Source organism: Pseudomonas sp. 67(2021) (assembly GCF_017491835.1).
In the GTDB taxonomy this organism is placed as follows: domain Bacteria; phylum Pseudomonadota; class Gammaproteobacteria; order Pseudomonadales; family Pseudomonadaceae; genus Aquipseudomonas; species Aquipseudomonas atacamensis.
In genome coordinates, this window is the sequence record NZ_JAFGYL010000002.1 from 354,899 (window position 1) to 370,183 (window position 15,285).

At 57.6% G+C, this 15,285-nt stretch carries 19 protein-coding genes and 1 tRNA gene; 7 read left to right on the forward strand and 13 right to left on the reverse strand.

From position 1 onward, the window contains the following. The first annotated feature begins 47 nt into the window (after positions 1 to 47). The gene (locus J5M66_RS05265; protein WP_003179963.1) at positions 48 to 260 is read left to right on the forward strand and encodes a cold-shock protein; all 213 of its coding nucleotides are present in this window, start codon (positions 48 to 50) and stop codon (positions 258 to 260) included. 64 nt (positions 261 to 324) lie between these two features. On the opposite strand, the gene J5M66_RS05270 is transcribed toward J5M66_RS05265, so the two are convergent. After that, entirely contained in the window at positions 325 to 642 is a 318-nt protein-coding gene (locus J5M66_RS05270; RefSeq protein ID WP_016774047.1) for an I78 family peptidase inhibitor, read from the reverse strand. A 166-nt stretch (positions 643 to 808) separates the two neighbouring features. Further along, complete coding sequence (locus J5M66_RS05275; protein ID WP_123443194.1) at positions 809 to 1,111, reverse strand: hypothetical protein; 303 nt, start codon at positions 1,109 to 1,111, stop codon at positions 809 to 811. Positions 1,112 to 1,241: 130 nt separating this feature from the next. On the opposite strand from J5M66_RS05275, the gene J5M66_RS05280 reads away from it, so the two are divergent. Then, entirely contained in the window at positions 1,242 to 1,442 is a 201-nt protein-coding gene (locus J5M66_RS05280; protein WP_016774045.1) for a hypothetical protein, read from the forward strand. A gap of 34 nt (positions 1,443 to 1,476) precedes the next feature. Here J5M66_RS05280 and J5M66_RS05285 read toward each other — a convergent pair whose 3' ends face one another. From J5M66_RS05285 to J5M66_RS05320, 8 genes are all read right to left on the reverse strand, one after another. Further along, positions 1,477 to 2,505, reverse strand: a complete 1,029-nt coding sequence (locus tag J5M66_RS05285) for a nucleoside hydrolase (RefSeq protein WP_016774044.1) — start codon at positions 2,503 to 2,505, stop codon at positions 1,477 to 1,479. Between the two features lie 31 nt (positions 2,506 to 2,536). Continuing rightward, a complete protein-coding gene (rbsD, locus tag J5M66_RS05290) occupies positions 2,537 to 2,941 on the reverse strand; it encodes a D-ribose pyranase (protein ID WP_123443193.1) in 405 nt (134 codons plus the stop codon). After that, entirely contained in the window at positions 2,938 to 3,855 is a 918-nt protein-coding gene (gene rbsK / locus J5M66_RS05295; RefSeq protein WP_123443192.1) for a ribokinase, read from the reverse strand. Before rbsK ends, rbsD begins: the two co-directional genes overlap by 4 nt. Positions 3,856 to 3,879: 24 nt before the next feature. Further along, a complete protein-coding gene (locus J5M66_RS05300) occupies positions 3,880 to 4,899 on the reverse strand; it encodes a LacI family DNA-binding transcriptional regulator (protein ID WP_123443191.1) in 1,020 nt (339 codons plus the stop codon). 3 nt (positions 4,900 to 4,902) lie between these two features. Beyond that, positions 4,903 to 5,880: an ABC transporter permease gene (locus J5M66_RS05305; RefSeq protein ID WP_016774040.1), complete on the reverse strand. Its 978-nt coding sequence runs from the start codon at positions 5,878 to 5,880 to the stop codon at positions 4,903 to 4,905. Continuing rightward, positions 5,877 to 7,430, reverse strand: a complete 1,554-nt coding sequence (locus J5M66_RS05310; protein WP_122610295.1) for a sugar ABC transporter ATP-binding protein — start codon at positions 7,428 to 7,430, stop codon at positions 5,877 to 5,879. Before J5M66_RS05310 ends, J5M66_RS05305 begins: the two co-directional genes overlap by 4 nt. Before the next feature lie 55 nt (positions 7,431 to 7,485). Beyond that, entirely contained in the window at positions 7,486 to 8,442 is a 957-nt protein-coding gene (locus J5M66_RS05315; RefSeq protein ID WP_122610296.1) for a sugar ABC transporter substrate-binding protein, read from the reverse strand. Between the two features lie 197 nt (positions 8,443 to 8,639). After that, entirely contained in the window at positions 8,640 to 9,089 is a 450-nt protein-coding gene (locus tag J5M66_RS05320) for a hypothetical protein (protein WP_016774037.1), read from the reverse strand. A 336-nt stretch (positions 9,090 to 9,425) separates the two neighbouring features. On the opposite strand from J5M66_RS05320, the gene J5M66_RS05325 reads away from it, so the two are divergent. The 3 genes from J5M66_RS05325 (at position 9,426) to J5M66_RS05335 (ending at position 11,675) form a co-directional block, all read left to right on the forward strand. Beyond that, complete coding sequence (locus J5M66_RS05325; RefSeq protein ID WP_122747214.1) at positions 9,426 to 10,514, forward strand: asparaginase; 1,089 nt, start codon at positions 9,426 to 9,428, stop codon at positions 10,512 to 10,514. Between the two features lie 197 nt (positions 10,515 to 10,711). Beyond that, complete coding sequence (locus J5M66_RS05330; RefSeq protein ID WP_122610297.1) at positions 10,712 to 10,981, forward strand: DUF1654 domain-containing protein; 270 nt, start codon at positions 10,712 to 10,714, stop codon at positions 10,979 to 10,981. A gap of 4 nt (positions 10,982 to 10,985) precedes the next feature. Beyond that, positions 10,986 to 11,675 carry an endonuclease I family protein gene (locus J5M66_RS05335; protein ID WP_024012402.1) on the forward strand — a complete coding sequence of 230 codons (690 nt, stop codon included), beginning with the start codon at positions 10,986 to 10,988 and terminating at the stop codon, positions 11,673 to 11,675. A gap of 82 nt (positions 11,676 to 11,757) precedes the next feature. Here the strand turns inward: J5M66_RS05335 and J5M66_RS05340 are convergent, their stop codons facing one another. Beyond that, a complete protein-coding gene (locus J5M66_RS05340) occupies positions 11,758 to 12,123 on the reverse strand; it encodes an SPOR domain-containing protein (protein WP_207807344.1) in 366 nt (121 codons plus the stop codon). 250 nt (positions 12,124 to 12,373) lie between these two features. On the opposite strand from J5M66_RS05340, the gene csrA reads away from it, so the two are divergent. Then, positions 12,374 to 12,568, forward strand: a complete 195-nt coding sequence (csrA, locus tag J5M66_RS05345) for a carbon storage regulator CsrA (RefSeq protein WP_003179932.1) — start codon at positions 12,374 to 12,376, stop codon at positions 12,566 to 12,568. A gap of 219 nt (positions 12,569 to 12,787) precedes the next feature. On the opposite strand, the gene J5M66_RS05350 is transcribed toward csrA, so the two are convergent. Together J5M66_RS05350 and J5M66_RS05355 are read right to left on the reverse strand one after the other, a co-directional pair. Next, positions 12,788 to 13,243, reverse strand: coding sequence for a DUF2214 family protein (locus tag J5M66_RS05350; RefSeq protein WP_122881504.1), 456 nt, complete (start codon positions 13,241 to 13,243; stop codon positions 12,788 to 12,790). A 465-nt stretch (positions 13,244 to 13,708) separates the two neighbouring features. Beyond that, a tRNA-Val gene (locus J5M66_RS05355) sits at positions 13,709 to 13,785 on the reverse strand. Positions 13,786 to 13,968: 183 nt separating this feature from the next. On the opposite strand from J5M66_RS05355, the gene J5M66_RS05360 reads away from it, so the two are divergent. Next, entirely contained in the window at positions 13,969 to 15,252 is a 1,284-nt protein-coding gene (locus tag J5M66_RS05360; protein WP_123443189.1) for an FAD-binding oxidoreductase, read from the forward strand. Positions 15,253 to 15,285 lie beyond the last annotated feature (33 nt).

Sequence of the window (15,285 nt, forward strand, 5' to 3'; positions counted from 1 at the left end):
TGAGCAGCACAGTACTACTGAAAATATATGTTTCTTGGAGATACACCATGTCTAATCGCCAAACCGGCACCGTTAAATGGTTCAACGATGAAAAAGGCTTCGGCTTCATCACTCCTCAAGGTGGCGGTGACGACCTGTTCGTACACTTCAAAGCTATCGAATCCGACGGTTTCAAAAGCCTGAAAGAAGGCCAGACCGTCTCTTTCGTGGCTGAGAAAGGCCAAAAGGGTATGCAAGCTGCACAGGTTCGCCCAGAGTAATTTCTCGGTGCACTAAAAAAACCCCGTCCAAGTGACGGGGTTTTTTATGTCTTGAACAAAGTGTTCAGCCGCAATTGACGCGGGTAACCACCAAGTTGTTGTCGGTGTTCAGATTCAGGCGATCGGAGCGGTATTCCAGGGTGATCATGTCGTTTGGCTTGAGGAAACGCGCATTTTGCGCCCCAGCCTTGGCACGTGCCTGATCCAGCAATTCAGGGGATGCCTTCTTGCCGATGGCGAATTGCGCTGCCGATGCTTCGCAGCGGCTGTTCCCCGATTCAGCAGCCACGGGTTCCTTTGCCGACTCGCTGGAGGTTGTGCTGCAACCAGCCAACAGCGCAGCGGCCATCAGTGCACCCAGTGTCGCGAACTTCAAAGGCATGAAGCCTCCTTGTTTTCAAATGTTTAAGCAGAGATCGTGCGACCGCCAATGCGGCGTTTGGTTTCAAGGCTCAAGCCATGCCCTGCCCCACGAGCGGAAAAATGCCGAGTTTGCCTGAGCTGCGCGCGGCGACTCAGCAAACAATCGTGACTGAATATTAACGACCTCAATATACGTCGATGTAGTCATACGGCGGACTCGGCCAGTTGTCCTTGAGCGCGTTGAAAATCTGCATCACCCAGACTTCATCGCTGGCTGCGACGTTACCCACATAGCCGGAGCCCTTTGCCCAGGTTTCCAGGCGAAACAGCAGACCGTCGATATCCTGCCCACCGGTCACGGTGGACAGATAGGCGATGCCGTCTTTGGTCACGCGCAATTGGTTGTGTACGTCGTCACTGGCCGACGCGAGCAATTGGCGCACTGCATCGAGTGTGAGGCCGTCAGGGCTATTCAGATCGATCTGCACAACAGGGTCCTTGGTAAGCCGGAAAAGACCAAGTGTCGCATAGCGCTCCGCTCATGCCTAAGTCGCAGTGCCAAACGCCGCGCAAAATGGTTAACTCGAAAAACAGACATCCTGACCTTTCGAGCCTCCCATGACCAGTGTAAGCATCGACGCCGCCATCAACGCCAAATGGGCCGAAGGACACAGCTCTTACAGCCCCGGCACGACGGAAGAACTGGCGCTGATCGGCATCGATCTACTGGTCAAGGAGTTGGGAATAGAAGCGGCGCAGCATTTTATCAATCAGGTATTCGAACGCTATCCGATCGGCCAGGCCGAGCAGCCGCAGTGAAAACCCGCAGGCAAACTGCCTGCGGGTCTACGACTTATTTCAGGCGTTTCAGGCGCTCGGTCAGCAGATCAAAGAATCCCTGGGCGTCGCCATTTTCGACCCAGAATGCATTCTTCGGTGCTTTCAGGCCGTCATACCAGTCAACGATGGTCTGGCCGAATGTCGGTCCTTCACGGCTATCCACCACGACGTTGACCGCCCGACCGGTAAACAACTCAGGCTTGAGCAGATACGCCACAACGGTGGCGTCATGCACCGGGCCGCCGGGAATGCCGTAGTGCTCCATATCGCCTTTGATGTATTCGTTGAGAATGTCGCCGACGATCTTGCTCGCATTGTTGTTCAGCGCGGCGATCTGCTTCAGGCGCGCGTCACTGGTCAAGATCTTGTGGGTCACGTCCAGCGGCAGATAGGTGAGTTTCACCCCGCTCTTGAGCACCACCTCGGCAGCCTGCGGATCGGCGAACAGGTTGAATTCAGCCACAGGGGTGATGTTGCCACCGTTGAAATGCGCCCCGCCCATGATCACCACTTCCTTGATGCCCTGAACGATCTCCGGTTCCTGGATCAACGCCAGAGCCAGGTTGGTCTGCGGGCCGAGCATGGCGATGGTGATGCTGTGCGGTTTGGCCGATTTAAGAGTGTCGATCAGATAATTGACCGCATTACCTTTCGCCAGGCCTTTCTTCGGTTCGTGAACCGTGACGCCCGACAAGCCTTCCTTGCCATGAATGTTCTCGGCGTAGATCGGCGTGCGCATCAGTGGCTTCGGTGCGCCAGCGTAAACCGGCACATCTTCGCGCCCTGCCCATTCGCGAGCCAGCCGCGCGTTACGCGAAGTCTTGTCCAGGCGCACGTTGCCGGCCACGGTAGTCAGAGCGCGAATATTCAATTCATCCGGCGAAGCGAGGGCAAAGAGCAAGGCGACCACGTCGTCAGCGCCCGGATCGGTGTCGATGATCAGGTCGATCTTTTCCGCCGCCTGAGCGCCGGTCGCAGTTATCACGGACAAAAGCAGCAGACCCCGAAGCAGTTGATGGAGTTTTTCAGCATAGCGTTGCATAGCGCATTCCTTGTGCAGGTGAAATCGGAAATCAGAATGTAACCCCGGCGACCAGAACGATGTTGCAGTACGGCTGACATTCTCCTGTACGAATGATCGCCCTGGCTTGTCGGCTCAGTACCTTGAACTGCTCGTGAGTGAGCAGATCCCTACGGCCCAGCGCGCCCTCTTCGTTCATCGCGTCCAGATCGGCCAGCGCCGAGGGCTGCTTATCGAAGATCTCTTTGGCCAACACATGGCTTTCCACCTGCATCTCGCTGAGTACGACTTTCAGCGTGCTGACGAAATCAGGGATGCCATGGGTCAGTGCCAGATCAATCAGCTCGACACCCGGCGGCACGGGCAAACCGGCGTCGCCAATCACGACCATGTCACCGTGGCCAAGCGAAGCGATCAGTCGCGACAGCGCGACGTTGAGCAAAGGAGTCTTTTTCATGCGGGTCTGAACGCCTGTACTTCGGACATGGTTGGAATCGACGGTTGCGCACCGGCGCGGGTAACCGACAGTGCAGCGGCGATCTGACCGTAGCGGATCGCCTCGTCCTCGGATTTGCCATCGGCCAGCGCTGCGGCGAAACCGCCGACAAAGGTGTCGCCTGCGGCCGTGGTATCGACCGCCTTCACGGTCGGCGCGGGGAAGTGTTCGAAGCCCTTGCCATTGGCGAACAACGAACCCTGCGCGCCCAACGTGACAATGACTTTACCGGCGCCCATGGCAATCAATTGAGTGGCAGCCGTTTCTGCCGACTGCAACGAGTCGACAGCGAGCCCGCTCAATGCGGCCGCTTCGCTCTCGTTGGGAATGAGATAGTCGATCGCCGCGAACCAGTCTGCCGGCAAAGGACGGCTCGCCGGCGCCGGGTTGAGGATGACGGTCTTGCCCAGTTCACGTGCACGCTTGAGCGCATGCCCGACCGTCGCATCGGGAATCTCGAGCTGACAGATCACCACATCGGCGGCCTGTAAAACCGCGTCAAAACGGTCGATCACTGCTGGCATCATCGCGCCGTTGGCACCGGCGACAATCACAATGGCGTTCTGGCTGTTGTCATCCACCACAATCAGCGCCACGCCACTGGAATCTTCTACGACGCTGACAGCCTGGCAGTCGATGTGCTCGGCGAGCAAGGCATCGCGCAATCGCACACCGTAGTCGTCATTTCCCACACAACCGATCATCGCCACCTGCGCGCCCAGACGAGCAGCGGCAACTGCCTGATTGGCGCCCTTGCCGCCCGACACAGTGGCAAAGGAATGACCGATCAGCGTTTCACCGCCGCGCGGCAGCCGTGGCGCCCGGGTGACTAGGTCCATGTTCAGGCTGCCTATTACCACTACATTTGCTGGCATACATCACTACTCATCAATTCGGTTTCAGCGATATTCGGTGAACACGCCGGACAGCGGCGCGGTCGACTCGCGCAGGACAATGCTCGGGGTCACGATGCGTTGATCGGTACCCGAATCGGGCGCAGCAATTCTGCGCAACAGCACTTCGGCGGCCATCTCGCCCAGTTGCAGGATCGACTGGCCGACCGTGGTCAGCGCCGGATAGACATAACGGCTCATCTGAATGTCATCGAAGCCGATCACCGACAGCTCGGCCGGCACCCGGACATTACGTTCAGCCGCCGCACGCAGCACACCGATGCCAATCATGTCGTTGCCGGCAAAAATCGCACTGGGCGGATGGCTTTCAAGCAGCCGGGCAGCGGCGTTGTAACCGCCGGTGCTGGTGAAGTCGCTTTCCAGCATGCGCTCTTCGCGTACCTCGATTCCCGCCTCTTGCAGCGCTCGGCAATAACCGGCCTGACGCATTTGCGCCACGCTGGTACTGGCCGGACCGCCGATCATGGCGATGTCGCGATGCCCCAACTCAAGCAGGTGACGGGTTGCCAGATAAGCACCGTATTCGTGGTCGATGCGCACCAGATCGGCATTTACACCTTCCAGGCCCCGGTCGACGATGACCATCGGCGTCTTCACGCCTGCCAGCCCTTGCGCCAGACCAGTGTCACCGCCGGCGGAGGCGACGATCAAACCGTCGATGCGCTTTTCCAGCAACACACGCAAATAACTGCGCTGCTTGTCCGGGTTGTCGTCGGAGTTACAGAGGATCACGCAATAGCCGTTGCGCTCGCAGTAATCCTCGATTCCGCGCGCCAGTTCGGCGAAGTACGGGTTGAGACTGTTCGGTACCAGCAGGCCGATGGTCGCGGTGGTCTTGGCTTTCAGCGAGCGCGCCACGGCACTGGGCACGTAGTCGAGGCTCTTGATCGCCGCCTCGACTTTGCGCCGCACTTCCTGACTCACCGGGCGGGTGTTGTTCACCACGTGCGACACGGTCGTGTAGGAAATACCCGCAAGCGCCGCTACATCCTTGATCGTTGCCATGGTTCAGCCCCGGCGACTGGCGCGTTGACTGCGATAGGTGTCGAGCACCACAGCGATAACGATTACCGCACCGGTGATGATGCGCTTGGTCGGCTCCGTCGCACCAATCTGCGCGAGACCGGCCGCGAGCACGGAAATGATCAACACACCAAAGAAAGTGCTGATCACCGAACCGCGTCCACCCATCAGGCTGGTACCGCCAATAACCACCGCCGCGATCACTTGCAGTTCCAGGCCCGAACCCGCGTTCGGGTCAGCCGCCTCCAGACGCGAAATCTGAAACAGAGCGGCAATGCCCGCCAGCAGCCCCATAAGGCTGAACACCAGAATCTTGTAGGGCTTGGGATTGATCCCGGCCAGCCGCACGGCTTCTTCGTTGGTGCCGATGCCGATCAGGTAGCGGCCGAAAACCGTGCGGGTCAAAACTGCCTGAGCGATGAAGATCACCAACAAAGCGATGATGAACGACGGGGAAATGCCGAACGCGATCGGATTCGACAGCCAGGCGAACGCATCGCCAATGTAGGCAGTGCGCGACCCGGTCATCTGATACGCCACACCGCGGGCCATTTCCAGCACGCCGAGGGAGACGATGAACGACGGAATCCGCCAGGCCACGGTGATCGAGCCAGTGATGGTGCCGGCCAGAGCCGCCACCGCCATGCCGAGCAGCGCCGCTGGCAAAACGCTCCAGCCCCAGCCGAGAATCGCAACGCTGACCGTCGATGCGGCCAGCGCGAGGACCGAGCCGACGGACAAATCGATGCCGCCGATGATCAGCACAAAGGTCATGCCTACCGCCAGCACCATCAGGTCGGGAATCTGGTTGGCCAGGGTGCTGAAAGTGTTGTACGAGAGAAAATGGCTGCTCAGGACCGAGAACAGCGCAATCATCGCCAGCAAGGCACCGGCCAGGCCCAGATAAGTACCCAGGCCAAAGAAATTGCCACTACGTTTACTGGCAGAAGATGCAGTTTTCATGGGAGATCCCTAGGCGCTGCTTCATTGAGCAACGCATCACGTTTCTGGTAGCCGGCGAAAGCGGCGGCAAGCAAATCATCCTGGGTCCAGCTGTCGCGCTCGAAGGTGTCGATCAGACGTCCCGCCGAGAGCACGCCGATCCGGTCGCAGATCAGCATCAACTCACGCAAGTCACTGGACACCACGACCAATGCCTTGCCCTGGCGGGTCAACTCGCCGAGCAAACCGTAAATATCGAACTTGGCGCCGACATCAATCCCGCGAGTCGGCTCGTCGAACAGCAGTACCGAACAGTCGCGCTCCAGCCAGCGACCGATCACGACCTTCTGCTGATTGCCGCCGGACAGTTCCGAGACCAGCTGCGTAGGGCTCGAGCTGCGGATACGCATGGCTTCGATCTGACGCTGCGCCAGGGAGATTTCGTCGCCGTTGTTGACGAAACCACCACTGGAGATTTCCGGCATGTTGCCCAAGGCGATGTTGGCGCTGATCGACTGACTGAGCAGCAGCCCTTCGCCCTTGCGATCCTCGGTGATCAGCGCAATGCCGTTGCGTACGGCATCCACTGGCGAGCGGACACTCACGACCTTGGCCGGCGAGCCGAGCGCGATGGTGCCGCTGTCGGCAGCATCGGCACCGAATATCAGCCGCAGCAATTCCGTGCGCCCTGCCCCGATCAATCCGGAAATGCCGAAAATCTCCCCGGCACGCACTTCGAAGGAGACGTCGCGGACTTTGTCCGAACGCGTCAGGCCGTTGACCGTCAGCGCCGGAGCGCCGATCTTGCGCGGCCCCATGTCGATGTGTTCACCCAGTTCGCGACCGACCATCAAGGTGACCAGTTGCTCGCTGTTGTAGTTGGCCATCGGCTCGACGCAGACCAGATTGCCGTCACGCAGCACAGCAATACGCTGCGCCACCCGCGCCAGTTCTTCGAGACGATGAGAGATATAGATGATGGAAACGCCGCGAGCCTGCAATCGGGTGATCTGCTCGAAGAGCATTTCGACTTCGCGCGCCGTGAGCATCGCGGTCGGCTCATCAAGGATCAGCACGTGGCAATCGCCAATCAGGTTGCGCGCGATTTCGACCATCTGTTGATGACCGATACCCAACTCGCCAACCAGTGTGTCCGGGTCGATCGCATCGAGGCCGACCTGCGCCATGGCTTCGATCGCCGCCTTGCGCAACTGCTTGCGGCTGATCCAGCCCGCGCTGCTCGGCAGATTATCCAGAAACAGGTTTTCCGCCACCGACAGCGTCGGCAACAGATTGAGTTCTTGCATGACCATGCGCACGCCAAGCTCTTCGGCCTGGGTACGGCTGCCCGGGCGATAGTCCTTGCCGTGGAATTGCATCTGGCCGGTAGTGGGCGTGACCAGACCACCAATGATCTTCGACAGGGTACTTTTGCCGGCACCGTTTTCGCCGGTCAGCGCCAGTACTTCACCGCGCATCAGCGTCAGATCGATGCCGGTGAGCACCGGTTGCGCATAGGTCTTGCCGATACCGCTGACCGAGAGGACAGCGTTCGGGGCGGAAACTGACATAGAAATCTCCATGCGCTCGCCCGGACGGACGAGCGCCGTTGTGTCGCCAGATGACTTACTGGGTGACCAGCTCGACCGGTGTTTCGATCACGCCGTTGGCACCGCTGTCGACTTTCTCGCCCTTGATGATCTTCAGTGCGGTTTCGATGCCGAACACGGCCTGCTTGGCTGCAAACTGGTCAGCCGTCGCCAGCACACGACCGTCCTTGAGCATTGGCTTGATCGCATTGATGTTGTCGTAACCGACGACTTTTACCTGCCCTGCCTTGCCAGCGGCACGGACTGCGGAAACGGCGCCGACCGCCATGCTGTCGTTACCGGCCAGCAGTGCTTTGACATCGGGGTATTCACTGAGGATCGAAGCGGCAACCTTGTTGCCCTTGTCGATTTCCCAATCACCGGATTGCAGCGAGACCACTTTGATCTGCGCGGCTTCCATCGCGTCCTTGAAGCCGGCCGTGCGTGCCTGCGCGTTGGTGGTGGTGGACACGCCTTCGATGATGCCGACCTCGTCGCCCGCCTTCAGTTGCTTGGCCAGGTATTCGCCGACCAGACGTGCACCCTTGCGGTTGTCCGGACCTACGAAAGGCACGTTGATGTTTTTGCTTTTGACTACGGCGGGATCGAGCTGGTTGTCGATGTTGATCACCGTGATACCGGCGTCTACGGCCTTCTTGATAACCGGCACCATGGCTTTGGAGTCAGAAGGCGCGATCACCAGCGCATTCACCTTGGCCAGTATCATCTGTTCGACGATGCGAGTCTGGCCGGCGGTGTCGGTTTCGTCCTTGATGCCGTTGGAGATCAGATCGAAATCGGCGGAGTGTTCTTTCTGGTAGGCCTTGGCGCCGTCTTCCATGGTCAGGAAGAATTCATTGGCCAAGGATTTCATGACCAGCGCGACTTTGGGCTTTTCTACAGATTCGGCGAATGCCGAGGAGACAGGCAGTGCGGCGGCTGTGGCAGCCAGCATAGCGACAGCAAGAAGACGTCCGGCGAATGGCAGCTTCATGGGTTCACTCCGATCTTATGATTATTGTGAGCAACGTTTGCGCTGACGTAAGCTACGTCACGGCTCCGGGAGAAAATCCCTTCCAAGCCGCGCAAACGTTTGCGTAGACCGAACTATGAGAATCCCGCCGACATTTGTCAACAATCAGAAATCGTCTTTTGTTGTAGGCCGAATCGCCGAATTGGCAATTTGGCGCTTCAGGCAGTCGTGTTGACCAAGCCGCCGCTGGGAGCGCTTTTCGACATCTCCTTGACCAACGCACCCGCCACTTCCGCCAGTGCGGCGCTGGTTTGCGCGATCTGGCCCTGAATCGACATCACTGCCTGGGATTTCGCTTCGGGAGTCGGATAGCTTGCGGCCTGAGCCGCAGCCAGTTGTTGCTGCTGCTCCTGAAGTTGTTTTTGCAACTCCTTCATCCGCTTGAGCAGTGTCTTGACGGTAATGCTGAGATTGCTGTCAGCCTCGGTTTCACTGTTTTCCTGCACAGGACCACCACCGGTTCTGACCTGATTCTTCTCAGTCTTCTCGGTACCCAGCGCCTGCGCCGATGCCTCATTGGTCGCGTCATTCAGGGTGTTGATAGTCGCTGCAGTTTTACCGCCGATGGTGACTGCAGCGGGATTGGCAAAACCGACCGTCAATGACATGTGAACTCCTAAGATTTGGTTTCCTTGAGGACGCATCGGCCTGGGAGCACATTTCTTTAGCAGGGATTTGTCTCCCGCCTGGCTTTTCAGAGATTGTCCATCGGCGAGCCGAACAAGAATCCCGCTGTCGTTCGGAATCCCGGATGGATGGGTCCTCAACGATGCTCCAGCCACCGACAAATGTTGATTTAAATCATTGGGTTAAACATTTTCCGCCAGCACATTACGCATGGTATGAATCCTGCTCCCGTCCTTGCACCTCAAGCATTCAGATCGGCTTGGGGCGCATCTAGATGAACCTGCATCAGCACCGTCTCACGACTAGAGAGAAAAATAATGAAATCTGCTTTCAATACCTTGATTCCGGGCGCATTGGCCCTCCTCCTGCTCCTGCCTACTGCCCTTCAGGCAAAAGAAGTCGAAACCCAGACCAAACTGGCCAACGTCGTTGTTCTCGCCACCGGCGGTACCATCGCCGGCGCTGGCGCCAGTGCCGCCAACAGCGCCACTTACCAGGCAGCGAAAGTCGGTATCGAGCAACTGATTGCCGGCATTCCCGAGCTGAGCAAACTGGCTAACGTGCGTGGCGAACAAGTCATGCAGATCGCTTCGGAAAGCATCACCAACGACAACCTGCTGCAATTGGGTCGTCGCGTTTCCGAACTGGCTGACAGCAAGGACGTCGACGGCATCGTTATCACCCACGGTACCGACACCCTCGAAGAAACCGCGTACTTCCTGAACCTGGTCGAGAAAACCGACAAGCCGATCATCGTCGTCGGTTCGATGCGTCCGGGCACTGCCATGTCGGCAGACGGCATGCTCAACCTGTATAACGCCGTCGCCGTGGCGAGCAGCAAAGAAGCGCGCGGCAAAGGCGTGCTGGTGACCATGAACGACGAGATCCAGTCCGGTCGCGACGTCAGCAAAATGATCAACATCAAGACCGAAGCATTCAAAAGTGCTTGGGGCCCGCTGGGCATGGTGGTCGAAGGCAAATCCTACTGGTTCCGCCTGCCGGCCAAGCGTCACACCATGGATTCGGAATTCGACATCAAAAACATCAAGAGCCTGCCTGACGTAGAAATTGCCTACTCCTACGGCAACGTCAGCGATACCGCCTACAAGGCACTGGCGCAAGCCGGCGCCAAAGCCATCATCCACGCCGGCACTGGCAACGGTTCGGTATCCTCTCGTGTGGTTCCATCCCTGCAAGCGCTGCGCAAGGATGGCGTGCAGATCATTCGCTCGTCCCACGTCAACGCTGGCGGCTTTGTCCTGCGTAACGCCGAACAGCCTGACGACAAATACGACTGGGTTGTCGCTCACGATCTGAACCCGCAAAAAGCCCGCATCCTGGCGATGGTCGCGCTGACCAAGACCAACGACAGTAAAGAGCTGCAACGGATGTTCTGGGAATACTGATTGAACATCGCCTGATCACGTCTCGATCGGGCAATTGCGCATCACCTGCCAGCTTGGCAGGTGGTGCCCCGCTTACACCCTTCCAATACTTTTCCCACAAAAATCTCGACAAGCCCTACACCAAAACCGGAAACACGCTGTCAGAGGATTTTCTTGAATTTTAAGCAGTTGCGAAATCGCCTACAGTTAAATACTGTATGCACGTACAGCTTAATAAGGATAACCTCGTGGCCACCTCTCCTGCTGCTCCTGACGCTTACGACCGCATGGGTATGCGCGTTCAGAAAATCATCAATTCCCCCACCGCACAAAAAGCCAAAGCCGCACTGATTTTCCGTCTGCCGGATGAGCCGATGGACGACTGGGAGCGCTTGCTCGAGGAAATCGACGAGAACGACAACGTTACCCTCGCTTATCGCGACGACGGTGGCGTGCAGATTTTTTGGGTTGTGCCGAAGGAAGATTGATTCAATGAGTGTCCGCTGTGTTGCTTTGCTGTTGTTGTTTTTCGCCATGGGTGCCCAGGCTGGCGCCCCACGTACATTTTCCGAAGCCAAGAAAGCCGCGTGGAAACTTTATGCACCGCAGTCCACGGAGTTTTACTGCGGCTGCAAGTACACAGGCAACAAGGTCGACCTGAAGGCTTGCGGCTATGTGCCGCGCAAGAACGCCAAGCGTGCATCGAGAATCGAATGGGAGCACATCGTGCCGGCCTGGCAGATCGGCCATCAGCGACAGTGCTGGCAGCAAGGCGGACGCAAGAATTGCACGCGTTACGATCCGGTTTATCAAAAGGCCGAAGCTGATTTGCACAATCTGGTGCCGAGCATTGGAGAGGTCAACGGTGACCGCAGCAATTTCAGCTATGGCTGGTTGCCGGTGCAGTCCGGCCAGTACGGCTCCTGCCTGACGCAGGTCGACTTCAAGGCCAAGAAGGTCATGCCCCGCCCTTCGATTCGCGGCATGATCGCCCGCACGTATTTTTATATGAGCAAACAATACGGACTGCGCCTGTCGAAGCAGGATCGGCAGCTATACGAAGCGTGGGACAAGACCTATCCAGTGCAGGATTGGGAACGTCAGCGCAACCAGAGCGTGGCGTGCGTGATGGGGCGCGGCAACGAGTTTGTCGGCTCGGTAAATCTGAAAGCCTGCGGCTGATTGCATCACAAATAAAAAGGCCTCGAGCGTTATGCTCGAGGCCTTTTTAATGTCTGTTCAGCGTGTTTTGAAGGCGCTTCGCTTAAGGCGTTAGCGGATGCTCGATCACCACCGACTCGATATTTTGTTTTTTGGCTTTTACCAACGCCGCATCCACCTGCACCTTGCGCGCCTCGGCGTCAGCCTGGGAATTGAACGGACCGATCAGAATTCGTGTTTTACCGCTGCCGTCCTTGACGACCGTCGGAACGAAAGCGTGCTCGATCAACCAGCCGCTCAGGTCACTGACGGCCTGAGGAGTCTCGCCACGCACTTCCAGATCCCACTGTGGCGCGGCGGCCGCCGGCGCTGCCGCGACCTTCGTCTCAGGCTTCGGCGCATTTACATTCTTGCCTTCACCGCAGCCTGCCAATGCCAGTGCCGCTACCAGCCAAACCAATTTGCGCACAACGCTTCCCTCGGAATTCGTAAAGCGGCGATCTTATCATTCAAAAATACTTCGCGAGCCCCGCAAAATGGGCACAAAACAACGAGAATGATGATTGCAGCCTCTGTATAGTTACGCCCTGGGAATTAATGCCGCTTCTGCGCGTCAGAAAGAGGCACCCAAACCGTGAGACTTCGCACTAATCTATAGATACCACCGACCTCTGCACTGTCTGAATCAGGTGCCCTACAAAGCAATCAAGGAGAAGACCATGCTGATACTCACCCGCAAAGTCGGTGAAAGCATAAACATTGGTGATGACATCACGATCACCATCCTCGGAGTCAGCGGCCAACAAGTCCGCATCGGTATCAACGCTCCGAAAAACGTGGCAGTGCACCGTGAAGAAATCTACCAACGCATCCAGGCCGGCCTGACCGCTCCGGACAAGCCGCAAACGCCCTGAGCCACTTTGCATTACGTAGCCAGTCCTATTGCCGTCGCGCAAGACTGGCTAAAGATTCACGCGCCGTTTAGCCATCCGCATTTCACCCCGCTGGGCACGGCGCCTGAAGCATGCTGACTCCTTTCACTTGCCCCTCCCTCCTTTCTTGCGCCGATATTACCTTTCACTCCTGGAGCTGGCTGTCGGACGTTTCCGATAGAGCACGGCGAATTTCGCCTTCTAAGCGAATATCACGCCACGCGCCATGCCTGTCGCCGCGACCATCATCAGGATCAGCAGCAGCGCTTCAACATGACTGATTCGCGCGTACAACTTCGCACGTCCGCTATCAAGCGCCGCACCGCGCGAGGATGCGATGCGGCATTTGATCAGCGTGATCATCGGTGCCAGCTCCATCAGCAGGATCAGCAAGAACAGCGTCATCTTCAGATGAAACAGCGGCTGATGCAGGTAATAGTCAGAGCCTTTCTCGTAACCACCAAAAGCACGCATCGCTCCGGTGATAAGCAGCGTCAAAGCTGAAAGCCCCCACAAGTTATCCGCGAGCAGAACGTACTTGACCTCTCCCGTGCCCGCCGAGAGCTTTCGGAAAGCTGTGCCGCGCGTCAGCGCCGCCCAGAAAGCCAAGGCAAACGCGAATAGATGAATAGCGGCAAGGACCCACTGACTCAGCATCGACGCACTCCCTTATAAAGAGTTGAAAATCGGCCAGTCAGTAGTAGACGAAAAAACCGCGCCTCGCTTGGAGGTGATGGAGGGATAGGCGCCCAAACGCCAAATCGCAGGCAAAAAAAATCCCAAGCAGCTGATGGAAGCTTGGGATTTAAAAATGCATAAACCGTGGTGGTGAACGCGGAACGGATGTTACTTAAATTCCCAACATGCAACAAGGCTTTTTCGATAACCGGTTGGAGAAAAAGAGCTGTAAGCCTTTGGATATTCAGGTGTTTTCAACAACGAAATGGAAGAAGAATGCACCAAAATGGCGCTTGATCATTTTGCGCAAACAGTAATGAATGGAGAGCTGATCAGAACGAAGCGGAAAGGACCGGTAACAGACGTTGCGCAAATCGCAGACAACAAAAAAGGGCTCACCTTTCGGTGAGCCCTTCTAGACCGCCCAGCAGAGCGGATTTTGTTTGGTAGGCGCGATTGGACTCGAACCAACGACCCCCACCATGTCAAGGTGGTGCTCTAACCAACTGAGCTACGTGCCTGCTGTGAGGCGGCATTCTACGGAATTCCGGAGGGGTGTCAACACCTTTTTTTCACCTAACCCTATGAATATGCAAAATATTTAATTTCGCCTCAGCGACGAAGAGTTTCCGGTGGCTGGCGGAGGTTTTTCAACTCGGGTAGGATCGACGCACTCGTAAAATATATTAAACAGAGGCGGCAGGATGGCGAACACCCAATACCCAGAGTCTTATTACGCTGCGTCGGCCAATGCCGTACCACCACGCCCTGTGCTGCAGGATGATGTGGAGACGGACGTCTGTGTGATCGGCGCCGGGTATACCGGGCTGTCGTCCGCCCTGTTCCTGTTGGAGAACGGTTTTCGCGTAACCGTGCTGGAAGCGGCGAAAGTCGGTTTTGGCGCCTCGGGCCGAAACGGCGGGCAGATCGTCAACAGCTATAGCCGCGACATCGACGTCATTGAACGCACGGTCGGCCCCAAGCAGGCGCAACTGCTCGGCGAAATGGCCTTTGAAGGTGGCCAGATCATTCGCGAGCGCGTGGCCAGATACAATATTCAGTGCGACCTGAAGGACGGCGGTGTATTCGCCGCCCTTTCCGCCAAACAAATGGGGCACCTAGAATCGCAAAAGCGCCTGTGGGAGCGCTTCGGCCACACCCAGCTGGAATTGATGGATCAACGCCGCATTCGTGAAGTGGTGGGTTGCGATCAGTACGTCGGTGGCATGCTCGATATGAGCGGCGGCCACATCCATCCGCTGAATCTGGCGCTCGGAGAAGCGGCGGCAGTCGAGTCTCTCGGCGGCACCATCTATGAGCAATCACCTGCCGTGCGCATCGAGCGCGGCGCCAATCCGGTTGTGCATACGCCGCAGGGCAAGGTCAGGGCCAGGTTCATCATCGTCGCCGGCAACGCCTACCTCGGTAATCTGGTACCGGAACTGGCGGCCAAATCGATGCCGTGCGGCACTCAAGTGATCACTACCGAGCCACTGGGCGATGAGCTGGCGAAGGCGCTATTGCCGCAGGATTACTGCGTAGAAGACTGCAACTATCTGCTCGACTACTATCGCCTGACCGCCGACAAGCGCTTGATCTTCGGTGGCGGCGTGGTTTACGGCGCTCGCGATCCGGCGAACATCGAAGCGATCATCCGCCCGAAGATGCTCAAGGCTTTCCCGCAACTCAAGGATGTGAAGATCGATTACGCCTGGACCGGCAACTTCCTGTTGACCCTTTCGCGCTTGCCGCAGGTCGGGCGCCTGGGCGACAACATCTATTATTCGCAGGGTTGCAGCGGTCACGGTGTCACCTACACGCACCTGGCGGGCAAGGTCCTCGCCGAAGCGTTGCGCGGTCAGGCCGAGCGCTTCGATGCCTTTGCCGACCTGCCGCACTATCCCTTCCCCGGCGGGCAATTGCTGCGCACACCGTTTGCCGCGCTGGGTGCTTGGTATTACGGGCTGCGCGATAAGTACGGCCTATAAACACCATTGTGGCGAAGGGATTTATCCCCGTTG